General features: G+C 68.8%; 16 protein-coding genes. 14 read left to right on the plus strand and 2 right to left on the minus strand.

All coding sequences use genetic code 11. The features are described 5' to 3' along the window. Positions 1 to 143 precede the first annotated feature (143 nt). The 3 genes from ACFU95_RS28075 to clpX all read left to right on the plus strand — a co-directional run bounded on the left by ACFU95_RS28075 (position 144) and on the right by clpX (position 2,970). Positions 144 to 752: an ATP-dependent Clp protease proteolytic subunit gene (locus tag ACFU95_RS28075; protein WP_383832651.1), complete on the plus strand. Its 609-nt coding sequence runs from the start codon at positions 144 to 146 to the stop codon at positions 750 to 752. A 70-nt stretch (positions 753 to 822) separates the two neighbouring features. Continuing rightward, positions 823 to 1,503 (plus strand): ATP-dependent Clp protease proteolytic subunit, encoded by a 681-nt coding sequence (locus ACFU95_RS28080; RefSeq protein ID WP_308437638.1) that lies wholly within the window; start codon positions 823 to 825, stop codon positions 1,501 to 1,503. Between the two features lie 180 nt (positions 1,504 to 1,683). Further along, positions 1,684 to 2,970, plus strand: a complete 1,287-nt coding sequence (clpX, locus tag ACFU95_RS28085) for an ATP-dependent Clp protease ATP-binding subunit ClpX (RefSeq protein ID WP_062720622.1) — start codon at positions 1,684 to 1,686, stop codon at positions 2,968 to 2,970. A gap of 71 nt (positions 2,971 to 3,041) precedes the next feature. Here the strand turns inward: clpX and ACFU95_RS28090 are convergent, their stop codons facing one another. Further along, positions 3,042 to 4,025 (minus strand): hypothetical protein, encoded by a 984-nt coding sequence (locus tag ACFU95_RS28090; RefSeq protein ID WP_383832628.1) that lies wholly within the window; start codon positions 4,023 to 4,025, stop codon positions 3,042 to 3,044. Positions 4,026 to 4,161: 136 nt separating this feature from the next. Here ACFU95_RS28090 and ACFU95_RS28095 point away from each other — a divergent pair, with 136 nt between their 5' ends. The 11 genes from ACFU95_RS28095 (at position 4,162) to ACFU95_RS28145 (ending at position 20,408) form a co-directional block, all read left to right on the plus strand. Further along, positions 4,162 to 6,786, plus strand: coding sequence for a valine--tRNA ligase (locus ACFU95_RS28095; protein ID WP_383832630.1), 2,625 nt, complete (start codon positions 4,162 to 4,164; stop codon positions 6,784 to 6,786). 192 nt (positions 6,787 to 6,978) lie between these two features. Beyond that, complete coding sequence (locus ACFU95_RS28100; RefSeq protein WP_383832632.1) at positions 6,979 to 8,505, plus strand: bifunctional folylpolyglutamate synthase/dihydrofolate synthase; 1,527 nt, start codon at positions 6,979 to 6,981, stop codon at positions 8,503 to 8,505. Between the two features lie 9 nt (positions 8,506 to 8,514). After that, entirely contained in the window at positions 8,515 to 8,871 is a 357-nt protein-coding gene (locus ACFU95_RS28105; protein ID WP_383832635.1) for a DUF4233 domain-containing protein, read from the plus strand. 65 nt (positions 8,872 to 8,936) lie between these two features. Continuing rightward, positions 8,937 to 9,350, plus strand: a complete 414-nt coding sequence (gene ndk / locus ACFU95_RS28110) for a nucleoside-diphosphate kinase (RefSeq protein ID WP_030052239.1) — start codon at positions 8,937 to 8,939, stop codon at positions 9,348 to 9,350. A gap of 269 nt (positions 9,351 to 9,619) precedes the next feature. After that, positions 9,620 to 10,639, plus strand: coding sequence for a rod shape-determining protein (locus ACFU95_RS28115; RefSeq protein WP_062720616.1), 1,020 nt, complete (start codon positions 9,620 to 9,622; stop codon positions 10,637 to 10,639). A 200-nt stretch (positions 10,640 to 10,839) separates the two neighbouring features. Beyond that, positions 10,840 to 11,865, plus strand: coding sequence for a rod shape-determining protein MreC (gene mreC, locus ACFU95_RS28120; RefSeq protein WP_383832637.1), 1,026 nt, complete (start codon positions 10,840 to 10,842; stop codon positions 11,863 to 11,865). A gap of 13 nt (positions 11,866 to 11,878) precedes the next feature. Continuing rightward, positions 11,879 to 12,562, plus strand: a complete 684-nt coding sequence (gene mreD, locus ACFU95_RS28125; RefSeq protein ID WP_383832639.1) for a rod shape-determining protein MreD — start codon at positions 11,879 to 11,881, stop codon at positions 12,560 to 12,562. Positions 12,563 to 12,690: 128 nt separating this feature from the next. Further along, positions 12,691 to 14,952: a penicillin-binding protein 2 gene (gene mrdA / locus ACFU95_RS28130; RefSeq protein WP_383832641.1), complete on the plus strand. Its 2,262-nt coding sequence runs from the start codon at positions 12,691 to 12,693 to the stop codon at positions 14,950 to 14,952. Further along, entirely contained in the window at positions 14,949 to 16,148 is a 1,200-nt protein-coding gene (rodA, locus tag ACFU95_RS28135; RefSeq protein ID WP_383832643.1) for a rod shape-determining protein RodA, read from the plus strand. Before mrdA ends, rodA begins: the two co-directional genes overlap by 4 nt. Before the next feature lie 704 nt (positions 16,149 to 16,852). Continuing rightward, the gene (locus ACFU95_RS28140; RefSeq protein ID WP_383832645.1) at positions 16,853 to 18,355 is read left to right on the plus strand and encodes a CHAD domain-containing protein; all 1,503 of its coding nucleotides are present in this window, start codon (positions 16,853 to 16,855) and stop codon (positions 18,353 to 18,355) included. An 88-nt stretch (positions 18,356 to 18,443) separates the two neighbouring features. After that, positions 18,444 to 20,408, plus strand: a complete 1,965-nt coding sequence (locus tag ACFU95_RS28145) for a TIGR03960 family B12-binding radical SAM protein (RefSeq protein ID WP_383832647.1) — start codon at positions 18,444 to 18,446, stop codon at positions 20,406 to 20,408. Between the two features lie 249 nt (positions 20,409 to 20,657). Here the strand turns inward: ACFU95_RS28145 and ACFU95_RS28150 are convergent. Next, positions 20,658 to 21,042: hypothetical protein (locus ACFU95_RS28150; RefSeq protein ID WP_383832649.1), on the minus strand; the 385-nt coding region annotated here is incomplete at its 5' end.

Here is a 21,042-nt window from a genome sequence, read left to right on the forward strand (position 1 = left end):
TCACGGAACCGGGATGGCACCGCCCAGCCTGCGCGTTAGGGTCCATGAGTATGAGGGCAGGGGAGTCCCCGTTGCCCACGCAGAAGACGTGCAGACGGCCCGGCGCCGTCGTAAGACGAGCAGGTGGATACGTGACGAATCTGATGCCCTCCGCCGCCGGCGAGCCTTCCATCGGCGGTGGCCTCGGCGACCAGGTCTACAACCGGCTGCTCAACGAGCGGATCATCTTCCTCGGCCAGCCGGTCGACGACGACATCGCGAACAAGATCACCGCACAGCTGCTGCTCCTTGCCGCCGCGGACCCCGACAAGGACATCAACCTCTACATCAACAGCCCGGGCGGCTCGATCACGGCCGGCATGGCGATCTACGACACCATGCAGTTCATCAAGAACGACGTGATGACGATCGCCATGGGCCTCGCCGCCTCCATGGGCCAGTTCCTGCTCAGCGCGGGCACCCCGGGTAAGCGGTTCGCCCTCCCGAACGCCGAGATCCTGATCCACCAGCCCTCCGCCGGCCTGGCCGGTTCGGCGTCGGACATCAAGATCCACGCCGAGCGGCTGCTGCACACCAAGAAGCGTATGGCCGAGCTCACGGCCCAGCACACCGGCCAGACCGTCGAGCAGGTCACCCGTGACTCGGACCGGGACCGCTGGTTCGACCCGGAGGAGGCCAAGACGTACGGCCTCATCGACGACGTCATCACCACAGCTGCCGGCATCCCGGGCGGCGGCGGCACCGGGGCCTGACCGCCCCGTGGGACCGAATCGGCCCCAGCAAGCCCCTCAGCCGACCGCCACAGCTCCTAGGAGACAGACAGTGAACGACTTCCCCGGCAGCGGCCTGTACGACCGCACGCGTGCCGAGTACGCGGGCCCCGTCGCCGAGTCCCGCTACGTGATCCCCCGCTTCGTCGAGCGCACCTCGCAGGGCATCCGCGAGTACGACCCGTACGCGAAGCTCTTCGAGGAGCGCGTGATCTTCCTCGGCGTGCAGATCGACGACGCGTCCGCCAACGACGTCATGGCGCAGCTGCTGTGCCTGGAGTCGATGGACCCCGACCGCGACATCTCGGTCTACATCAACAGCCCGGGCGGCTCCTTCACCGCGCTCACGGCCATCTACGACACGATGCAGTTCGTGAAGCCCGACATCCAGACGGTCTGCATGGGCCAGGCGGCCTCCGCCGCCGCCGTTCTGCTGGCCGCCGGTTCGCCGGGCAAGCGCATGGCGCTTCCCAACGCGCGCGTGCTGATCCACCAGCCGTACAGCGAGACCGGCCGCGGTCAGGTCTCCGACCTGGAGATCGCCGCCAACGAGATCCTGCGGATGCGCTCGCAGCTGGAGGAGATGCTGGCCAAGCACTCCACCACGCCGATCGAGAAGATCCGCGAGGACATCGAGCGCGACAAGATCCTCACGGCCGAGGACGCGCTCTCGTACGGGCTGATCGACCAGATCATCTCCACGCGGAAGATGAACAACGCCGACGTTCGCTGACGCGGACCCGGTATTGTCTGCTGCCCCTTGGCACGGTTTGAGACGGTGCACGTCAAAGTGAACCGCGCCAAGGGGGGCCCGAACGGGGGGCCAGGCAAGGTACCGTCGACATAAGGCAGCACCAGGAGCCGCTGGATTCGAAATCGTCCAGGCGTCTCCCAGGCGAAGGGGAAGCACACCGTGGCACGCATCGGTGACGGCGGCGATCTGCTCAAGTGCTCGTTCTGCGGCAAGAGCCAGAAGCAGGTCAAGAAGCTCATCGCAGGCCCTGGTGTGTACATCTGCGACGAGTGCATCGATCTCTGCAACGAGATCATCGAGGAAGAGCTCGCGGAGACCAGTGAGGTCCGCTGGGAGGAACTTCCCAAGCCGCGCGAGATCTACGAGTTCCTCGAAGGCTATGTGGTCGGCCAGGAGGCGGCGAAGAAGGCCCTCTCCGTCGCCGTCTACAACCACTACAAGCGCGTCCAGGCCGGCGAGAACGGCGGCGCCCAAGGCCGCGACGACGCCATCGAGTTGGCGAAGTCCAACATCCTGCTGCTGGGCCCCACCGGCTCCGGCAAGACGCTGCTCGCCCAGACTCTGGCCCGCATGCTGAACGTCCCGTTCGCCATCGCCGACGCGACGGCGCTGACGGAGGCCGGGTACGTCGGCGAGGACGTCGAGAACATCCTGCTGAAGCTGATCCAGGCGGCCGACTACGACGTCAAGAAGGCCGAGACCGGGATCATCTACATCGACGAGATCGACAAGGTGGCCCGGAAGAGCGAAAACCCGTCGATCACGCGCGATGTGTCCGGCGAGGGTGTCCAGCAGGCCCTGCTGAAGATCCTCGAAGGCACCACGGCCTCGGTCCCGCCCCAGGGCGGCCGTAAGCACCCGCACCAGGAGTTCATCCAGATCGACACCACGAACGTCCTGTTCATCGTGGGCGGCGCGTTCGCGGGCCTGGAGAAGATCATCGAGTCCCGGGCCGGCGCCAAGGGCATCGGCTTCGGCGCGACGATCCGCTCCAAGCGCGAGCTGGAGGCCAAGGACCAGTTCGAGGACGTCATGCCCGAGGACCTGGTGAAGTTCGGCATGATCCCCGAGTTCATCGGCCGCCTCCCCGTCATCACCTCGGTCCACAACCTCGACCGCGAGGCCCTGCTCCAGATCCTCGTCGAGCCCCGCAACGCGCTGGTGAAGCAGTACCAGCGCCTCTTCGAACTCGACGGCGTGGAACTCGACTTCGAGCGCGAGGCCCTGGAAGCCATCGCCGACCAGGCCATCCTCCGCCAGACCGGCGCCCGCGGCCTGCGCGCCATCATGGAGGAAGTCCTCCAGGGCGTGATGTACGAGATCCCGTCCCGCAAGGACGTGGCCCGCGTCGTCATCACGGCGGACGTCGTTCACTCGAACGTGAACCCGACGCTGATCCCGCGGGATGCGCGCGGACGGGGTTCGGGCGAGCAGAAGACGGCGTAGCCGCAGTACGGACATACCGAAGGGGCCCCGGTCGACCGACCGGGGCCCCTTCGCTGTGGCGCGTACGGGTGTCAGGCCTTGACGCGGATCTCTGCGCGCACCTTCGTCGTGATGTCGATGGCCACGTCCTTGGAGACGCTTGCCGCGGCGTCAGTCGGCGACACCAGGGTGATGGTGCTGTAGTCGGCCCAGGCGCAGAACCAGTTGGTCGTCTCCTGCTTGGTGATCACGTTCTGGCCCTTGGTCGACTGGCACTTCATGACCGCGCCGTCGAGGTCGGCGGACTCGGGCTCGCCGACGAGTTCGGTCTTGGGGGCGCTGCTGCTGCCGGAGGAGGAGTCCTCCTCGGCGGACCTCTTGAAGGACGTGAAGAACGCGTCCAGAGCCTTCTCCGGGTCGGCGATCTCGCCGTAGGCGCCGGCGAAATAGATGTTCTTGGCCTTCGCCAGCGCGCCCAGGTCGGGCGTGGTGCTGTTCGGGTCGTTGGGGTCGTAACCCGAGAGGTCCGCGGTCGAGTAGACACCGGTCACGCTGGTGCCGTTCTTGACGCCGCTCTTCTCCAGCTCCGACGTCGAGTCGCTGCCGGATGTGTCGCCCTTGTCGCCCATCCGGGAGTAGTCGCTGAGCAGCTTCTCGGGCGTCGTCAGCTTGTGCGCCCCGTCGTCCGCGAGGCTGGACGAGCCGCCACGGCTGCCGCCGAGCGCGAAGTACGCCCCGACGGCGATCGCGGCCACGACCGCGACCGCGCCGATGATCAGGCCGGCCTTCTTGCCGCCGCCACCGGGTGCCGGCGGCTGCGGCATGCCGTACGGGGCCTGGCCGTACGGCGGCTGCTGCTGGCCGTACGGGTTCGGCTGCTGGGGCGGGACGCCCGGGGCCTGCTGCGGGTAGCCGTAACCGGGCTGGGGCTGGGGCGGAGGAGCCTGCTGGGGGTAGCCGTAGCCGGGCTGGGGCGCCTGCGGCGGCTGGCCGTACGGGCCGGGCTGCTGCGGCTGGCCGTACGGACCGGGCTGCTGGGGCTGCCCGCCGTACGGGCCCGGCTGGTTGTAGCTCATTTCTGGGTTCCCCTCCAGATGCTTATATGTTCACGACATCCTGGCGCAAACACAGCGCACACATGGCATCGGGGTGCCCACCGTTACAGAACAAACGCGTTTCGGGACACGCCAGGGACACCCCTAAACTGAGCGGGTGACCGAGAACGCTCAGCAGCAGCCACCAGCGCCCGACACCGAACTGCCGACCCAGTACGCGCCGGCCGATGTAGAGGGGCCGCTGTACGAGCGCTGGGTAGAGCGCGGTTACTTCGAGGCGGACGCCAAGAGCGACAAGCAGCCGTACACCGTCGTCATCCCGCCGCCGAACGTCACGGGGAGCCTGCACCTCGGGCACGCCTTCGAGCACACCCTCATCGACGCCCTCACGCGCCGTAAGCGCATGCAGGGTTACGAGACGCTGTGGCAGCCGGGCATGGACCACGCCGGTATCGCCACGCAGAACGTCGTCGAGCGCGAGCTGGGCAAGGAGGGCAAGTCCCGGCACGACCTGGGGCGTGAGGCGTTCGTCGAGCGCGTCTGGCAGTGGAAGGGCGAGTCCGGCGGGCAGATCTCCGGCCAGATGCGGCGCCTCGGTGACGGCGTCGCCTGGTCGCGCGAGCGCTTCACCATGGACGAGGGCCTGTCCCAGGCCGTCCAGACCATCTTCAAGCGGCTCTACGACGACGAGCTCATCTACCGCGCCGAGCGCATCATCAACTGGTGCCCCCGGTGTCTGACCGCCATCTCGGACATCGAGGTCGAGTACCAGGACGACGACGGCGAGCTCGTCTCCATGAAGTACGGCGAGGGTGACGAGACCATCGTCGTCGCCACCACCCGTGCCGAGACGATGCTCGGTGACACGGCCGTCGCCGTCCACCCGGACGACGAGCGCTACAAGCACCTGGTCGGCAAGCTCATCAGGCTGCCGCTGACCGAGCGCTCGATCCCGGTCGTCGCCGACACCCATGTCGACCCCGAGTTCGGCACCGGCGCCGTCAAGGTGACCCCGGCCCACGACCCGAACGACTTCGAGATCGGCCAGCGTCACAACCTGCCGTCCCTCACGGTGATGGACGAGCACGCGGTCATCACCGCCCACGGGCCCTTCCAGGGTCTGGACCGCCTGGAGGCCCGCTCGGCGATCGTCGCCGCGCTGCGCGCCGAGGGCCGGATCGTCGCGGAGAAGCGGCCGTACGTCCACTCGGTCGGCCACTGCTCGCGCTGCAAGACCACCATCGAGCCGCGTCTGTCGATGCAGTGGTGGGTCAAGGTCGGCCCGCTCGCCAAGGCCGCCGGTGACGCGGTCCGTGACGGCCGGGTCAAGATCCACCCGCAGGAGATGGAGAAGCGGTACTTCGACTGGGTCGACAACCTCCACGACTGGTGCATCTCGCGGCAGTTGTGGTGGGGGCACCGCATCCCGGTCTGGTACGGCCCGAACGGCGAGGTCGTCTGCGTCGGTCCCGACGACGAGGTCCCGACCGGCGAGGGCTGGCACCAGGACACCGACGTCCTCGACACCTGGTTCTCCTCCGGCCTGTGGCCCTTCTCCACGCTCGGCTGGCCCGAACAGACCGAGTCGCTGGCGAAGTTCTACCCGAACTCCGTCCTGGTCACCGGCTACGACATCCTCTTCTTCTGGGTCGCCCGGATGATGATGTTCGGCCTGTACGCGATGGACGGCACCCCGCCGTTCCACACCATCGCCCTGCACGGCATGGTCCGCGACCAGTTCGGCAAGAAGATGTCGAAGTCCTTCGGCAACGCGGTCAACCCGCTGGACTGGATGGACAAGTACGGCAGCGACGCGCTGAGGTTCACGCTCGCCCGCGGTGCGAACCCCGGCGTCGACGTCCCGATCGGCGAGGACTGGGTCCAGGGCTCCCGGAACTTCGCCAACAAGATCTGGAACGCCACCCGCTTCGCGCTCATGAACGGCGCGACGGTGGACGGACCCCTGCCGGACCCGTCGGCGATGTCGTCGACGGACCGCTGGATCCTCTCCCGCCTGAACTCCGTCGTCGCCGAAGTCGACGCGTTCTACGAGGACTACCAGTTCGCCAAGCTGTCCGACGCCCTCTTCCACTTCGCGTGGGACGAGGTCTTCGACTGGTACGTCGAGCTGTCGAAGACGACGTTCCAGGCGGGCGGCGAGCCGGCCGAGGTCAGCAAGCGCGTCCTCGGCGAGGTCCTCGACGTCACGCTGAAGCTGCTGCACCCGGTGGTCCCGTTCGTCACCGAGACCCTGTGGACCACGCTCACCGGCGGCGAGTCGATCGTGATCGCCGAGTGGCCGGCCGACAGCGGCTTCCGTGACCAGGGCGCGGAGCAGGAGATCGAGTCGCTCCAGTCCGTCATCACCGAGGTCCGCCGCTTCCGCGCCGACCAGGGTCTGCAGCCGGGCCAGCGCGTCCCGGCCCGGCTGACCCTCGACGGCACGGCCCTCGCCCCGCACGAGCCGGCCATCCGCCAGCTGCTGCGCCTGCAGCCGGAGGGTGAGAACTTCACGGCGACGGCGACCCTCCCGATCGCCGGCGCCGAGGTCGCCCTCGACCTCTCCGGCACGATCGATGTCGCGGCCGAGCGCAAGCGCCTGGCCAAGGACCTCGCGGCGGCCGAGAAGGAAAAGGCCCAGGCCACGGCCAAGCTCGGCAACGAGGCGTTCCTCGCGAAGGCCCCGGACAACGTCGTGGAGAAGATCCGCGGCCGCCTGGCGAAGGCCGAGGAGGACATCGCCCGGATCGCCGCCCAGCTGGAGCGACTGCCGCAGGCGTAGGTGTTTCTACGGCTATGAGGCCCCCGGTGCTGTCAGGCGCCGGGGGCCTTCACGTCCCAAGGGGCGGGGGCTGTGTCGATATGCGGCTCCGCCGCGTGGGCGCGACCAGCCACAACCGGCCCGCAGCCGCCGGACAAGCCACACCACCCACTCCCTGGGCGCACTGTCAGTCCCCGTCCGTAGACTGGCCCCGTGAGCGACCAGAACGAGCCCGACCCCCTCGACCCCTTCGACGAGATCATCGCGGAGGCGCAGACATCAGCCGCTGACGCGGCGGGCGACCGCGACCCCGACCTGGCGGTCATCGAGGCCGGCAGCCGCACCCTGCGCACCCAGGGCGGCCCGCCGCAGGCCGACGTGCCCGCGCGCCCCGAGGACCCCGAGGTCGACAAGGCCCTGCGCGAGGTCGAGGCGGAGCTCGCGACGCGGTGGGGCGAGACCAAGCTGGAGCCGTCCGTCAGCCGTATCGCCGCGCTCATGGACGTCCTGGGCGAGCCGCAGCGGTCGTACCCCTCGATCCACATCACCGGCACCAACGGCAAGACGACGACCGCCCGCATGATCGAGGCCCTCCTCGGCGCCTTCGAGCTGCGCACCGGCCGCTACACCTCGCCGCACGTCCAGTCGATCACCGAGCGGATCAGCCTCGACGGCGCAGCGATCTCCGCCGAGCGCTTCATCGAGACGTACCAGGACATCAAGCCGTACATCGAGATGGTCGACGGACAGCAGGAGTACCGGCTGTCCTTCTTCGAGGTGCTCACGGGCATGGCGTACGCCGCGTTCGCCGACGCACCCGTCGATGTCGCCGTCGTGGAAGTGGGGATGGGCGGCTCGTGGGACGCCACCAACGTCATCGACGGTGATGTCGCCGTCGTGACGCCGATAGACCTCGACCACACCGACCGGCTGGGCACCACTCCGGGTGAGATCGCCGCCGAGAAGGCCGGGATCATCAAGCAGGACGCCACCGTGATCATGGCCCAGCAGCCGGTGGACGCCGCGCAGGTGCTGCTGAAGAAGGCCGTGGAGGTCGACGCCACCGTGGCCCGCGAGGGCCTGGAGTTCGGGGTCGTGTCGCGTCAGATCGCCGTCGGCGGCCAACTGGCGACCCTGCGCGGGCTGGGCGGCGAGTACCCCCTGGTGTATCTGCCGCTGCACGGCGCGCACCAGGCGCACAACGCCGCCGTGGCCCTCGCCGCCGTGGAGGCGTTCTTCGGCGTCGGCTCCGCGCGAGCCGAGTCGCTGGACATCGACACGGTCCGCAAGGCGTTCGCCGCCGTCGCCTCGCCGGGGCGGATGGAGGTCGTACGGCGGTCGCCGACCGTCGTGCTGGACGCCGCCCACAACCCGGCCGGCGCGCGGGTCACCGCCGAGGCGGTCGGGGAGGCCTTCGACTTCAGCCGGCTGATCGGGGTCGTGGGCGCGAGCGGCGACAAGAACGTGCGGGGTCTCCTTGAGGCCTTCGAGCCGATCTTCGCCGAGGTCGTCGTCACGCAGAACTCCTCGCACCGCGCCATGGACGCCGACGAGCTGGCGGCCATCGCCGTCGAGGTGTTCGGCGACGACCGCGTGCAGGTCGAGCCGCGGCTGCCGGACGCTCTGGAGGCCGCGATCACGCTGGCCGAGGAGGAGGGCGAGTTCGCGGGCGGCGGGGTGCTCGTCACCGGGTCCGTCATCACGGTCGGCGAAGCCCGACTCCTGCTGGTGAAGGGCTGAGTCCGAAAGATGCGTACGCTCTGTTCCTCGACCCTGATCGGCGAGTTCTTCGTCATCGGGTTCGCCGGTCTGGTGGCCATGAAGGATCCCGACCTGTCCACGTCGACGGTGTGGACGGTCAGTGGCATCGCGATGTTCCTGTGCCTGCTGCTGTGCGGCCTGGTGACGCGACCCGGCGGAGTGGCCCTCGGCTGGGCGCTCCAGATCGCCCTCATCGCGTCCGGCTTCATCGTCTCGACGATGTTCATCCTGGGCGTGATCTTCGCGGCGCTGTGGTGGGCCTCGGTGCACTACGGGAGAAAGGTCGACGAGGCGAAGGCGAGATTCGCCGCCCAGAGCGACTCCTCTACACCTGACGCTGCGTAACAAGGGCCCGGACACGCCCTGTAACCTCATCCCACCGCACCACCGGCAGTAAGAAGGAGTCCTCCGTGACCCAGCGCACCCTCGTCCTCCTCAAGCCCGACGCCGTCCGTCGAGGCCTGACCGGCGAGATCATCAGCCGCATCGAGCGCAAGGCCGGCTGGCAGATCACCGCGCTGGAGCTGCGCACCCTGGACCAGGAGACGCTGGAGCAGCACTACGGCGAGCACAAGGGCAAGCCCTTCTACGAGCCGCTGGTGGAGTTCATGGCCTCCGGCCCGGTCGTCGCGCTGATCGTCGAGGGCGAGCGGGTCATCGAGGGCTTGCGCGCGCTGGCCGGTCCGACCGACCCGATCGCCGCCGCGCCGGGCTCCATCCGGGGTGACTTCGGTGTGATCGTCCGCGAGAACCTCATCCACGCCTCCGACTCCGAGGAGTCCGCCGAGCGTGAGGTGAAGATCTTCTTCCCGGGCCGTGCCTGAGCCCTGTCACCCGGCCCGACCTGGGGCAGCCGAAGAAACCCGGCCGCCCGGCGGCATATGCGCGGCGATCGAGGGAACGAGTGCCCCCGATGGCCCGTCTCCACAAGCGGGGCGGCTCGCCATCTGCTGACAATGGCGAAGACCCTCCCGCAGTGTTCGTGAAAGCGCGTCTACGATAGAAGTCTTCACGTCACAGCACCCACTTCGCCGACCTGAAAAGCCATCAAAAGCTCCCAGGGAAGGCCAGACGAATCCTGATGGGGAACTCAATGTCGTTCATCGGCCGTGACATGGCTGTCGACCTCGGGACCGCCAACACGCTGGTGTACGTCAGGGGTCGCGGGATCGTACTCAATGAGCCGTCCGTCGTCGCGATCAACACCAACACCGGTGGCATCCTCGCGGTCGGCGCCGAAGCGAAGAAGATGATCGGGCGCACGCCCGGCAACATCGTTGCCGTACGTCCGCTGAAGGACGGCGTCATCGCCGACTTCGAGATCACCGAGCGGATGCTCCGCTACTTCATTCTGAAGATCCACAAGCGGCGGTATCTGGCTCGTCCGCGGGTCGTCGTCTGTGTGCCCTCGGGCATCACGGGCGTCGAGCGCCGCGCCGTCATCGAGGCGTCGTCCCAGGCCGGCGCCCGCCAGGTGCACATCATCGAGGAGCCCATGGCCGCGGCCATCGGCTCCGGCCTGCCGGTCCACGAGGCCACGGGCAACATGGTGGTCGACATCGGCGGCGGCACCACGGAGGTCGCGGTCATCTCCCTCGGCGGCATCGTCACCGCCCAGTCCATCCGCGTCGCGGGCGACGAACTGGACAACGCGATCATCCAGCACATCAAGAAGGAGTACTCCCTTCTGCTGGGTGAGCGGACGGCCGAGCAGATCAAGATCACGGTCGGTTCGGCGTACGACCTCGACGCTGACGAGCACACCGAAATCCGCGGCCGGGACCTCGTCTCCGGGCTGCCGAAGACCGTCGTCATCTCCGCGGCCGAAGTACGCAAGGCCATCGAGGAGCCGGTCAACTCCATCGTGGACGCGGTGAAGACGACCCTCGACAAGTGCCCGCCGGAGCTGTCCGGCGACATCATGGACCGAGGAATCGTTCTGACCGGCGGCGGCGCCCTCCTGCGCGGCCTCGACGAGCGCCTGCGCCGCGAGACCGGCATGCCGATCCACATCGCCGAGGACCCGCTGGACAGCGTGGCACTCGGTTCCGGCAAGTGTGTCGAGGAGTTCGAGGCGTTGCAGCAGGTGCTGGACGCCCAGCCCCGCAGATGACGTAACTCTTCGATTCCGCCGTACGGGATGATCTCCTCTCGTACGGCGGATCGTTGATATAGAGGCATAAGCTTCCCAAGAGCCTCGAAGCGCGTCATTCAAGCTCGTATACAAGCTCCGCCCACAAATTCCGTATAAGAACCCCGCGGGTTTCCCCGGGGTTTCCCGAACTCCTATGAGGAAGGGCACGGCCGCCGCACGTGAGGGACACACGAGAGAGCCGGCTGCTCCTGGTGCTGCTGATCGCCATCGCGTTCGCGCTGATCACGGTGGACATCCGCGGTGGTGAGGATTCCCCGGTCGACGGTGCCCGGTCCGCCGCGGCCACGGTCTTCGGCCCGATCGAGAACGGCGTGTCGTCGGCGGTCGACCCGGTCGGCAACGCGGTCGCGGCGATCCGTGACTCCGGCGAGCGCCACGACCGGCTCGCCGCCCTGGAGCAGGAGAACGCCGCCCTCAAGGCCAGGCTCGGCAGCGACGACCGCAACCGCAGCCGGCTGAAGCAGCTGGACAAGATGCTGAAGGTCGCGGGCCAGGGCCAGTACGGCATCAAGGGCGCCGAGGTCATCGCCATCGGAGCGGCCCAGGGCTTCTCCTGGACGATCACCATCGACGTCGGCGAGAACGACGGCATCCGGCGCGACATGACCGTCCTGAACGGGGACGGGCTGGTCGGGCGGGTCACCACCGTCGGCCCCAACACCGCGACCGTGCTCCTCGCCAACGACCCCGACTTCACCGTGGGCACCCGCATGGAGTCCAGCGACGAGCTCGGCTTCGCCTCCGGGCAGGGCGACCGCCCGCTGCGTGTCGAACTCCTCAACGGCAAGGCCGAGGTGAAGAAGGGCGACCGGCTCGTCACCTTCGGCTCCCAGGCCGACAAGCCCTTCGTGCCCGGCGTCCCCGTCGGTGTCGTCTCCCGCGTCGACCCGTCCGGCGGAGGTCTGACCCGCACCCTCTACGTCACGCCGTACGCAGGTTTCTCCAAGCTCGACATCGTCGGCGTCGTCGTCCAGGCCCCCACCAAGGACCCGCGCGACACGGTGCTCCCGGACAAGCCCGAGCCGACCCCCACGCCGACCGTGACGGTCACCGTCACACCGGGCGCCGAGGACCCGGTCGACGGTCAGAACCAGCCCCAGGCGGACGGCCAGTACCAGCCGCGGGCCGACGGCCAGTATCAGCCTCCGGGCGACGACCAGAACCAGTACGAGCAAGAGCAGTAGGAGCTGAAGCCCCATGCGCGTCAACCGAATCCTGCTCTCCTCCGCCCTGATCGTGGTCGCCCTGGTGGTCCAGGTGAGCGTCCTGGCCCGCCTCCACCTCCCGGGCGCCGTCCCCGACCTGCTGCTGCTCACGGTCTTGGGCCTCGCCATGGTCTACGGCCATGTCGGGGGCGCCCTCATCGGCTTCGGCGCCGGCCTCCTCGCCGACCTCGCCCCGCCCGCCGACCATGCCGCCGGCCGCTATGCGCTGGTGCTGTGCGTCATCGGCTACCTCGCCGGGCTCATCAAGCCCGACAACGGGCGGCTCAAGTCGGCCACCGGGCCGATGGTGGTCGTGGTCGTCGCCGCGATCGGCACCACCCTGATGTACGCCGGAGTGGGCGCCCTCGTCGGGGACACCGCGGCCCGCCATGTCGGCCTCGGCAGTCTGCTGTTCACGGCCGCGCTGTACGACCTGCTGCTCGCCCCGTTCGTCGTCCCCGGGATCATGGCGCTGGCCCGGCGCGCGGAGAACGACCCGCTCGCCGACAGCAACTCCCAGACGAAGAAGGCCGACATCTCCACCGGCTGGCTCTCCGGCGGCACCGGCCTGCGCATCGGCGGCCAGCGCGGCGGACTCAAGGGCGGCCTGAAGGTGAAGGCGGTGCGGGCGCGAACGGCGCGCGCCGGACGCATCAAGGGGGTCAAGCGGCTGTGAGGACAGGGGAGTTCACCCGGACGGGTGAGGCCAGGAGGAACCGGGCGGCACGGGCCGGCCGTTCATCACTCGTACACACACAGCCGTATTCGCACTGGTACTCGCACTGAGAGGGGGAGGCAGCCGCAGTGACCAACATCCCCGAGACCGGCCGGACGCCACGCGTCCAGATCCGGCTCATCGTCATCCAAGTCCTCGTCCTCTCCCTCCTCGGCACCCTGGGCGGTCGCCTGTGGTACCTCCAGATCCGCGAGGGCGACGTGTACGCCAAGGAGGCGTCAGGCAACCACGTCCAGCAGGTCGTGCAGCCCGCCGTGCGCGGCTCGATCCTGGACGCACGGGGCGTGCCGCTCGCCGACAACGAGACACGGCTGGTGGTCTCCGCCTCCCGCACCGACCTGCTGAAGATGAAGGACGACGGCGAGGCCGTCCTCACCAAGCTGGCCGATGTGCTGGGCATGACGCCCCAGGAGGTCCAGGAGAAGGTCCGGCTGTGCGACGCCGAGACCCCGCAGCCGTGCTGGAACGGCTCGCCGTACCAGCCGATCCCCATCACCGACGAGGCCACCCCGAAGCAGGCCCTGCAGATCCGTGAGCGGGCCGAGGACTTCCCCGGCATCACCGCCGAGCCGCAGGCCCTTCGCCGCTACCCGAGCCCCGGCGAGTCCAACACCGCCCAGGTCCTCGGCTACCTCTCCCCGGTCACCGACGAGGAACTCCAGCAGGCCCAGGACACCGACTCGCCGTATCTGCGCTCCGACCAGGTCGGCCGCTCCGGCCTGGAGCGGCAGTACGACAAGCAACTGCGCGGCAAGGCCGGCGTCACCCGCTACGAGGTTGACAACCTCGGCCGGGTCATCGGCCAGGCCAAGGCGGACGCCGCCCAACCCGGCTCCAACCTCGTCACCAGCATCGACGCCCGCGTGCAGCGGGTCGCCGAGTACGAGCTGAACCAGGCGATGAAGGACGCCCGCAAGGAGTGGGACCGCAACACCAACGAGCCGTACAAGGCGGACTCGGGCGCGGTCATCGTGATGGAGGCCAAAACCGGCCGCATCGTCGCCATGGCGTCCAACCCGACCTACGACCCCAACGCCTGGGTCGGCGGCATCTCCGCCAAGGACTACAAGAAGCTCACCGGCAAGGCCTCCAACTACCCGCTGCTCAACCGGGCGATCCAGGGCCAGTCGGCCCCCGGCTCCATCTTCAAGGTCGTCCCGACGGCCGCCGCGGTGAACGCGGGCTACTCCTTCAACGGCCCGTACCAGTGCTCCAGCTCGTACTCCATCGGCGGCCAGGTCTTCAAGAACTTCGAGTCCAAGGGGTACGGCCCGATCAGCCTCGGCCGCGCCCTGGAGGTCTCCTGCGACACCGTCTTCTACCGGCTCTCCCACGAGGAGTGGAAGCGGGACGGCGGCACCAAGCCGAAGAAGAACGCCAACGACTGGTTCTACAAGACGGCGCACCAGTTCGGCCTCGGTGCGGAGACCGGCATCGACCTGCCCAACGAGGTCACCGGCCGCGTCCCCGACCGCCAGTGGAAGCTGGACTACTGGAAGGCCAACAAGGACGCCTGGTGCAAGTACGGCAAGAGGGACGGCAGCTACGCCGAGAAGATCGCCTACGAGAACTGCCTCGAAGGCAACCGGATGCGCGCCGGTGACTCCGTCAACTACTCCATCGGACAGGGCGACACCCTCGTCACCCCCATCCAGATGGCGACGATCTACTCGGCCATCTCCAACGGCGGCACCCTCTACGACCCCACGGTCGGCAAGGCGGTCCTGAGCGCCGACGGCAAGAGCGTCGAGGAGATCAAGCCCACGTCGCACGGCAGGCTGCCCATAAGCAAGCAGACGCTGGCCTCGATGGACGACGCCCTCGCCGGCGTCGCCACCCGCGGTACCGCCGCCTGGCGGTTCGCGGACGTCGGCTGGCCGCAGGACAAGATCCCGATGCACGCCAAGACCGGTACCGCCGAGGTCTACGGCAAGCAGACGACCTCATGGTTCGCGACGTACACCAAGGACTACTCGGTCGTCATGACGATCTCCCAGGGTGGTACGGGTTCCGGCGCATCGGGTCCGGCCGTGCGCAACATCTACGACGCGCTGTACGGCGTCTCCGACGACGGCTCGATCAACAAGAAGAACGCGCTGCTGCCCACGCCCCAGAAGAGCCTGCCGAAGGTCCGCACGGACGGCACCATCACCTCGCCGAAGGTCTCCAAGGACCCGGCGAAGGACCAGCGGGCCAGCCAGAAGGGCGACGCCGAGCCGGACGGGCAGCAGCTCGCCGGGACCGCGGCGACGCCGACGCCCGAGAACCGGGACACCCGGCGCAGGCGACGCAGGGCGCGTCGGAGGGGAAGCCGGAGGATGCTCACATGACCGGCGCCAACAGCTTCCAGGTCTCCGGGTACGGACCCGAACGGGCGGGCTGGACCCGCCTGTTCGCCCGCGACTCGCTCGCCCGCCGACTGGACTGGCCGATACTGCTGGCGGCGATCGCGCTGTCGCTGATCGGCTCGATCCTCGTCTTCTCGGCGACCCGCAACCGCACCGAGCTCAACCAGGGCGACCAGTACTACTTCCTCATCCGGCACTTCCTGAACACCGGCATCGGAATCACCCTGATGATCGGGACCGTGTGGCTGGGCCACCGTGCCCTGCGCACGGCCGTGCCGATCCTGTACGGCGTCTCGGTCTTCCTGATCCTGCTCGTGCTCACCCCGCTCGGCTCCACGATCAACGGCGCCCACTCCTGGATCAAGCTTCCCGGCGGCTTCTCGCTCCAGCCCTCGGAGTTCGTGAAGGTCACGATCATCCTGGGCATGGCGATGCTGCTGGCGACGAGAGTGGACGCGGGCGACAAGCAGTACCCCGACCACCGCACGGTGGTGCAGGCGCTGGGCCTGGCCGCCGTACCGATGCTGATCGTGCTGCTCATGCCCGACCTCGGCTCGGTCATGGTGATGGTGGTGATCGTGCTGGGCGTGCTGCTCGCGTCCGGTTCCTCCAACCGCTGGGTCTTCGGACTGATCGGCGCGGGCACCACGGGGGCGATCGCGGTCTGGCAGCTGGGCGTCCTGGACGACTACCAGATCGCCCGCTTCGCGGCCTTCGCCAACCCCGAGCTCGATCCGGCGGGTGTCGGCTACAACACCAACCAGGCGCGTATCGCGATCGGCTCGGGCGGGCTCACGGGCTCGGGGCTGTTCCACGGCTCGCAGACGACGGGCCAGTTCGTGCCGGAGCAGCAGACCGACTTCGTCTTCACCGTCGCGGGGGAGGAACTGGGCTTCGTCGGCGGCGGGCTGATCATCGTGCTCCTCGGCGTGATCCTTTGGCGGGCCTGCCGTATCGCGCGCGAGACGACCGAGCTGTACGGGACGATCGTCGCGGCGGGCATCGTGGCGTGGTTCGCCTTCCAGGCTTTCGAGAACATCGGGATGACCCTGGGGATCATGCCGGTGACCGGCCTGCCGCTGCCGTTCGTGTCCTACGGCGGATCGTCGATGTTCGCGGTGTGGGTGGCGGTGGGGTTGTTGCAGTCGATTCGGGTGCAGCGTCCGATGTCGGCGTGACCGCTGCGCTAGGCCGGGCGGCGGTGGAGAACAAGGGCCGGTGCCGCGGTGCCGGCCGGGGGTGGGGCGTCAGCCGGGGATGGTGTGGCGGCCTGGTGCTGAGGACTGGAGCGCCGGTCGGGCCTTGAGGGCCTGAGTGCTGACCTGGTGCTGTGGCGCCGGGATCGCGAGCAGCGGCGACTGTGGCGCCGGGATCGTGACTGTGGCGCCGGATCGGACCGTGGTGTCGGCAGGGGCCGGAGCCGGGGATCGCTGGCGTCGGCTCGGGCCGTGAGGGCTGACCGGTGCCGCGGTGTCCGCCGTTGCCATGGAGCTGCGGCGCAGGCCCGGCGCTGTGGCGCCCGACCGGAGCTGTGATGGCCCGCCGCGCCGGTGAGTCCGCCCCGTCGAACCGGTGAGTCCGCCCTGCCGCACCGGTGAGTCCGCCGCGTCGAACCGGTGCGTGCGCCCGCCGAGCCGGTCCTCCGCCCAGCCGAACTGGTACCTCCCCCCGGCGGAACCGTTCCGCCCCGCGAATCGCTCCTTGGCCGCCCCGCCCCGCCCCGCCCCGCCGAGCCGGTCCGTGCGCCCCGCCCCACCAGTACCGTGCGCCCCGCCGTACCAGGCCGCGCAGGCAGGATTTCCTGCTGTCATCCCCCTGTTCGCCTGCGGTTCATGGCTGGTAAGCCCTGTCATCCGGTCCTGACTCCCACTAGATTCAGGTCATGGCGGACACGAAGCGCGAAATCGAGCGGAAGTATGAGTCCGACGACAGCGGCCTGCCCGACCTGACCGGCGTCGCCGGTGTCGCGGCCGTCATCGACAAGGGTGTCGCGCATCTGGACGCCACCTACTACGACACCGCGGACGAGCGCCTGCACGCTTCGTCGATCACCCTGCGCCGCAGAACCGGTGGCTCCGACGCGGGCTGGCATCTGAAGTTCCCCGTCGCTCCGGGAGTACGGGACGAGGTCCAGGCCCCGTTGTCCGATGCCCTGCCCGGTGACCTCGCCGGCCTCGTCCGCTCCCGGGTACGGGACGTGGAGCTGGCGCCCGTGGTCCGGCTGCGCTCCGACCGTGACGTGCGCGACCTCGTGGATGCCGACGGCCGGGTGCTGGCGGAGGTGAGCGTGGACGCCGTACGCGCGCGACGGCTCGCCGGAGGGGACGCCGACGCCCAGTGGACCGAGATCGAGGTGGAGCTGGCGGACGGCGTCGATCCGGGCTTCCTGGACAAGGTGGAGAAGCGGTTGCGCAAGGCGGGCGTACGGCCTTCGAAGTCGGCGTCGAAGCTCGCGCGAGCCCTGGCCGAGACCGCCCCGAAGAAGCCCGCCCCCGCGTCCGTCGAGGATCCCGTGACCGCGGGCGACCACGTGCTCGCGTACGTCCGCGCCCAGCGGGACGCGATCGTCGAGCTCGACCCCGCCGTACGCCAGGACGTCGAGGACTCCGTCCACAGCATGCGCGTAGCCACCCGCCGGATGCGCAGCACCTTCAAGTCCTTCGGCAAGGTCCTGGACCGGACGGTCACGGATCCCATCGGCGACGAGCTGAAGTGGCTGGCCGGCGAGCTGGGCGTGGACCGGGACCGGGAAGTGCTGAACGAACGTCTGTCGGCGGCTCTCGACGAGGTGCCCCACGCGCTGGTCTCCGGCCCGGTCGCCGAGCGGCTGAGCCACTGGGCGGGAGACAGCCCCGGCGGGGCGAGCGGCCGGCTGATCGGCGTCCTCGACTCCCGCCGCTACCTGGCCCTGCTCGACGCCATGGACGGCGTGCTCGCCGACCCGCCGCTGCGGAAGGCGGCCGGGAAGAAGCCGGGCAAGGTGCTCCCCAAGGCCGTGCGGAAGGACTTCGGCAAGGTGTCCGCGCTCGTCGAGCAGGCGCTGGAGCTGGAGCCCGGCACGGACCGGGACGTCGCGATCCACGAGGCCCGCAAGAAGACCAAGCGCACCCGCTACGCGGCGGAGGCCGCCACGCCCGCGCTGGGCAAGCCCGCCAAGGCCCTGACCAAGACGATGAAGTCCTTGCAGAACCTGCTCGGGGAGCACCAGGACAGCGTCATGGCCCGCCAGACCCTGCGCGAGCTGTCCGCGGTCGCGCACGCGGCGGGGGAGAGCGCCTTCACGTACGGGTTGCTGTACGGGCGTGAGGAGCAGCGGGCGGCGGCCGTGGAGGCCGAGCTGCCCGGGGTCTGGGACGGGATCAGGGGCGGGGCGGACGTCCTGTGAGCCTGCGGACGTGCTGGGGGTGTCCGCGGTCGCGTTAGGCTAGATGGTCACCCCTGTCATTTCAGTCCAGCTCACGAAGGTTCGCGAGATGCCTGCCGAAGTCGCTGCGTCGGTGTTCCCGCAGCTCGAAGCTCTGCTCCCGCATGTGCAGAAGCCGATCCAGTACGTCGGCGGAGAGCTCAACTCCACGGTCAAGCCGTGGGAGTCGTGTGACGTCCGCTGGGCGCTCATGTATCCCGACGCCTACGAGGTCGGGCTGCCCAACCAGGGCGTCATGATCCTCTACGAGGTCCTCAACGAGCAGGAGGGCGTCCTCGCCGAGCGCACGTACAGCGTGTGGCCGGACCTGGAGGCCCTGATGCGCGAGCAGGGCGTCCCGCAGTTCACGGTGGACAGCCACCGGCCGGTGAAGGCCTTCGACGTGTTCGGCCTGTCCTTCTCCACCGAGCTCGGGTACACGAACATGCTCACGGCCCTGGACCTGGCCGGCATCCCGCTGGAGTCCAAGGACCGGACGCTCGACGACCCGATCGTCCTGGCCGGCGGCCACGCGGCGTTCAACCCCGAGCCGATCGCCGACTTCATCGACGCGGCGATCATCGGCGACGGCGAGCAGGCCGTGCTGGACATGACGAGGATCATCCGCCAGTGGAAGGCGGAGGGGATGCCGGGCGGCCGCGAGGAGGTCCTCTTCCGCCTCGCGAAGACGGGCTCGGTGTACATCCCGGCGTTCTACGACGTCGAGTACCTCCCCGACGGCCGTATCGCCCGTGTCGTGCCGAACAAGTCGGGTGTCCCGTGGCGCGTGTCCAAGCACACGGTCATGGACCTGGACGAGTGGCCGTACCCCAAGCAGCCCCTCGTCCCGCTGGCCGAGACGGTTCACGAGCGGATGTCGGTCGAGATCTTCCGCGGCTGCACCCGCGGCTGCCGGTTCTGCCAGGCAGGCATGATCACCCGCCCGGTGCGTGAGCGCTCGATCACCGGCATCGGCGAGATGGTCGAGAAGGGCCTGAAGGCGACCGGCTTCGAGGAGGTCGGCCTCCTGTCCCTCTCGTCGGCGGACCACAGCGAGATCGGCGACATCGCGAAGGGGCTGGCGGACAGGTACGAGGAGGACAAGATCGGCCTGTCCCTCCCCTCCACCCGCGTGGACGCGTTCAACGTGGACCTGGCGAACGAGCTGACGAGGAACGGCCGTAGGTCGGGCCTGACCTTCGCCCCCGAGGGCGGCTCGGAGCGCATGCGCAAGGTCATCAACAAGATGGTCTCGGAGGACGACCTGATCAGGACCGTCTCGACGGCCTACGGCAACGGCTGGCGCCAGGTGAAGCTGTACTTCATGTGCGGCCTGCCGACGGAGACCGACGACGACGTCCTCCAGATCGCCGACATGGCGACGAAGGTCATCGCCAAGGGCCGCGAGGTCTCCCGCTCGAACGACATCCGCTGCACGGTCTCGATCGGCGGCTTCGTCCCGAAGCCCCACACCCCCTTCCAGTGGGCCCCGCAGCTCTCGGCCGAGGAGACGGACGCCCGTCTCGAGAAGCTCCGCGACAAGATCCGCGGCGACAAGAAGTACGGCCGCTCGATCGGCTTCCGCTACCACGACGGCAAGCCCGGCATCGTCGAGGGACTCCTCTCCCGCGGCGACCGCCGCATCGGCGCGGTCATCCGCGCGGTCTACGAGGACGGCGGCCGCTTCGACGGCTGGCGCGAGCACTTCTCCTACGACCGCTGGATGGCCTGCGCCGACAAGACGCTGCCCGCCTTCGGCGTCGACGTCGACTGGTACACGACGCGTGAGAAGACGTACGAGGAAGTCCTCCCCTGGGACCACCTGGACTCCGGCCTCGACAAGGAATGGCTCTGGGAGGACTGGCAGGACGCCCTCGACGAGACCGAGGTGGAGGACTGCCGGTGGACGCCGTGCTTCGACTGCGGGGTGTGCCCGCAGATGGACACGGCCATACAAATCGGGCCGACTGGGAAGAAGTTGCTGCCTCTGACGGTGAAGAACGCTGCGCCGGCACCGAGCGGGCACTCTCACTGAGTGGGCGAGGCGCTCGATCGAGTGATTGCGGCCCTGGCTGAGGCGAGCGGGGAAGAGGTGGCCGCTGCGCTGGCTTCTGGCGGGGCTTCTGGCCTTCGACGGTCAGTGCCGCGGCGGGTGCCTGGTACGCCTCTTCCAAGCCCCGCTGAGTCCTGGGGCATCCACTCAGAGGTCGAGTGGGTCTGAGTGCTCAGACCTTGCTGAGGCCCCATACAGCGATGTTGAGCCCCCTCTCATTACAGAGGGGGCTCAATGCTGTCCGATGCCGGTGAGCTGCCTGAGCGGTTGGCTCAGCTTGCCTTTGGCAAGTTGATGTCCAGGACGGTGATTGCTGGATAAAGTCGGATTGTTACTACTGGTTGCGGGGGCAACCAGGTTTTGGTCGGCGGTGCCGACGTGCCTGGGGAGGGCAGGTAGCGCATGAGTCGTCGCTCTGCTGGTTTGGTCGGCGTCTGGGCTGAGATGCAGCGTCAGCAACAGCGCCAGATGGAAACTGAGGCGAGACAACGCAGGGAGGAAGCTCGGCAGGCGCGGGCTTACGGTTGCGTCCAGAGAAGTGGTGTACGGGTTCGACCTGATCCGGGGGTTTGCTCCGGCATCGGGATGGTGCCCGCATAGTTGAACGGCCACCGGC

Source organism: Streptomyces sp. NPDC057623, from assembly GCF_042800355.1.
Taxonomy (GTDB): domain Bacteria; phylum Actinomycetota; class Actinomycetes; order Streptomycetales; family Streptomycetaceae; genus Streptomyces.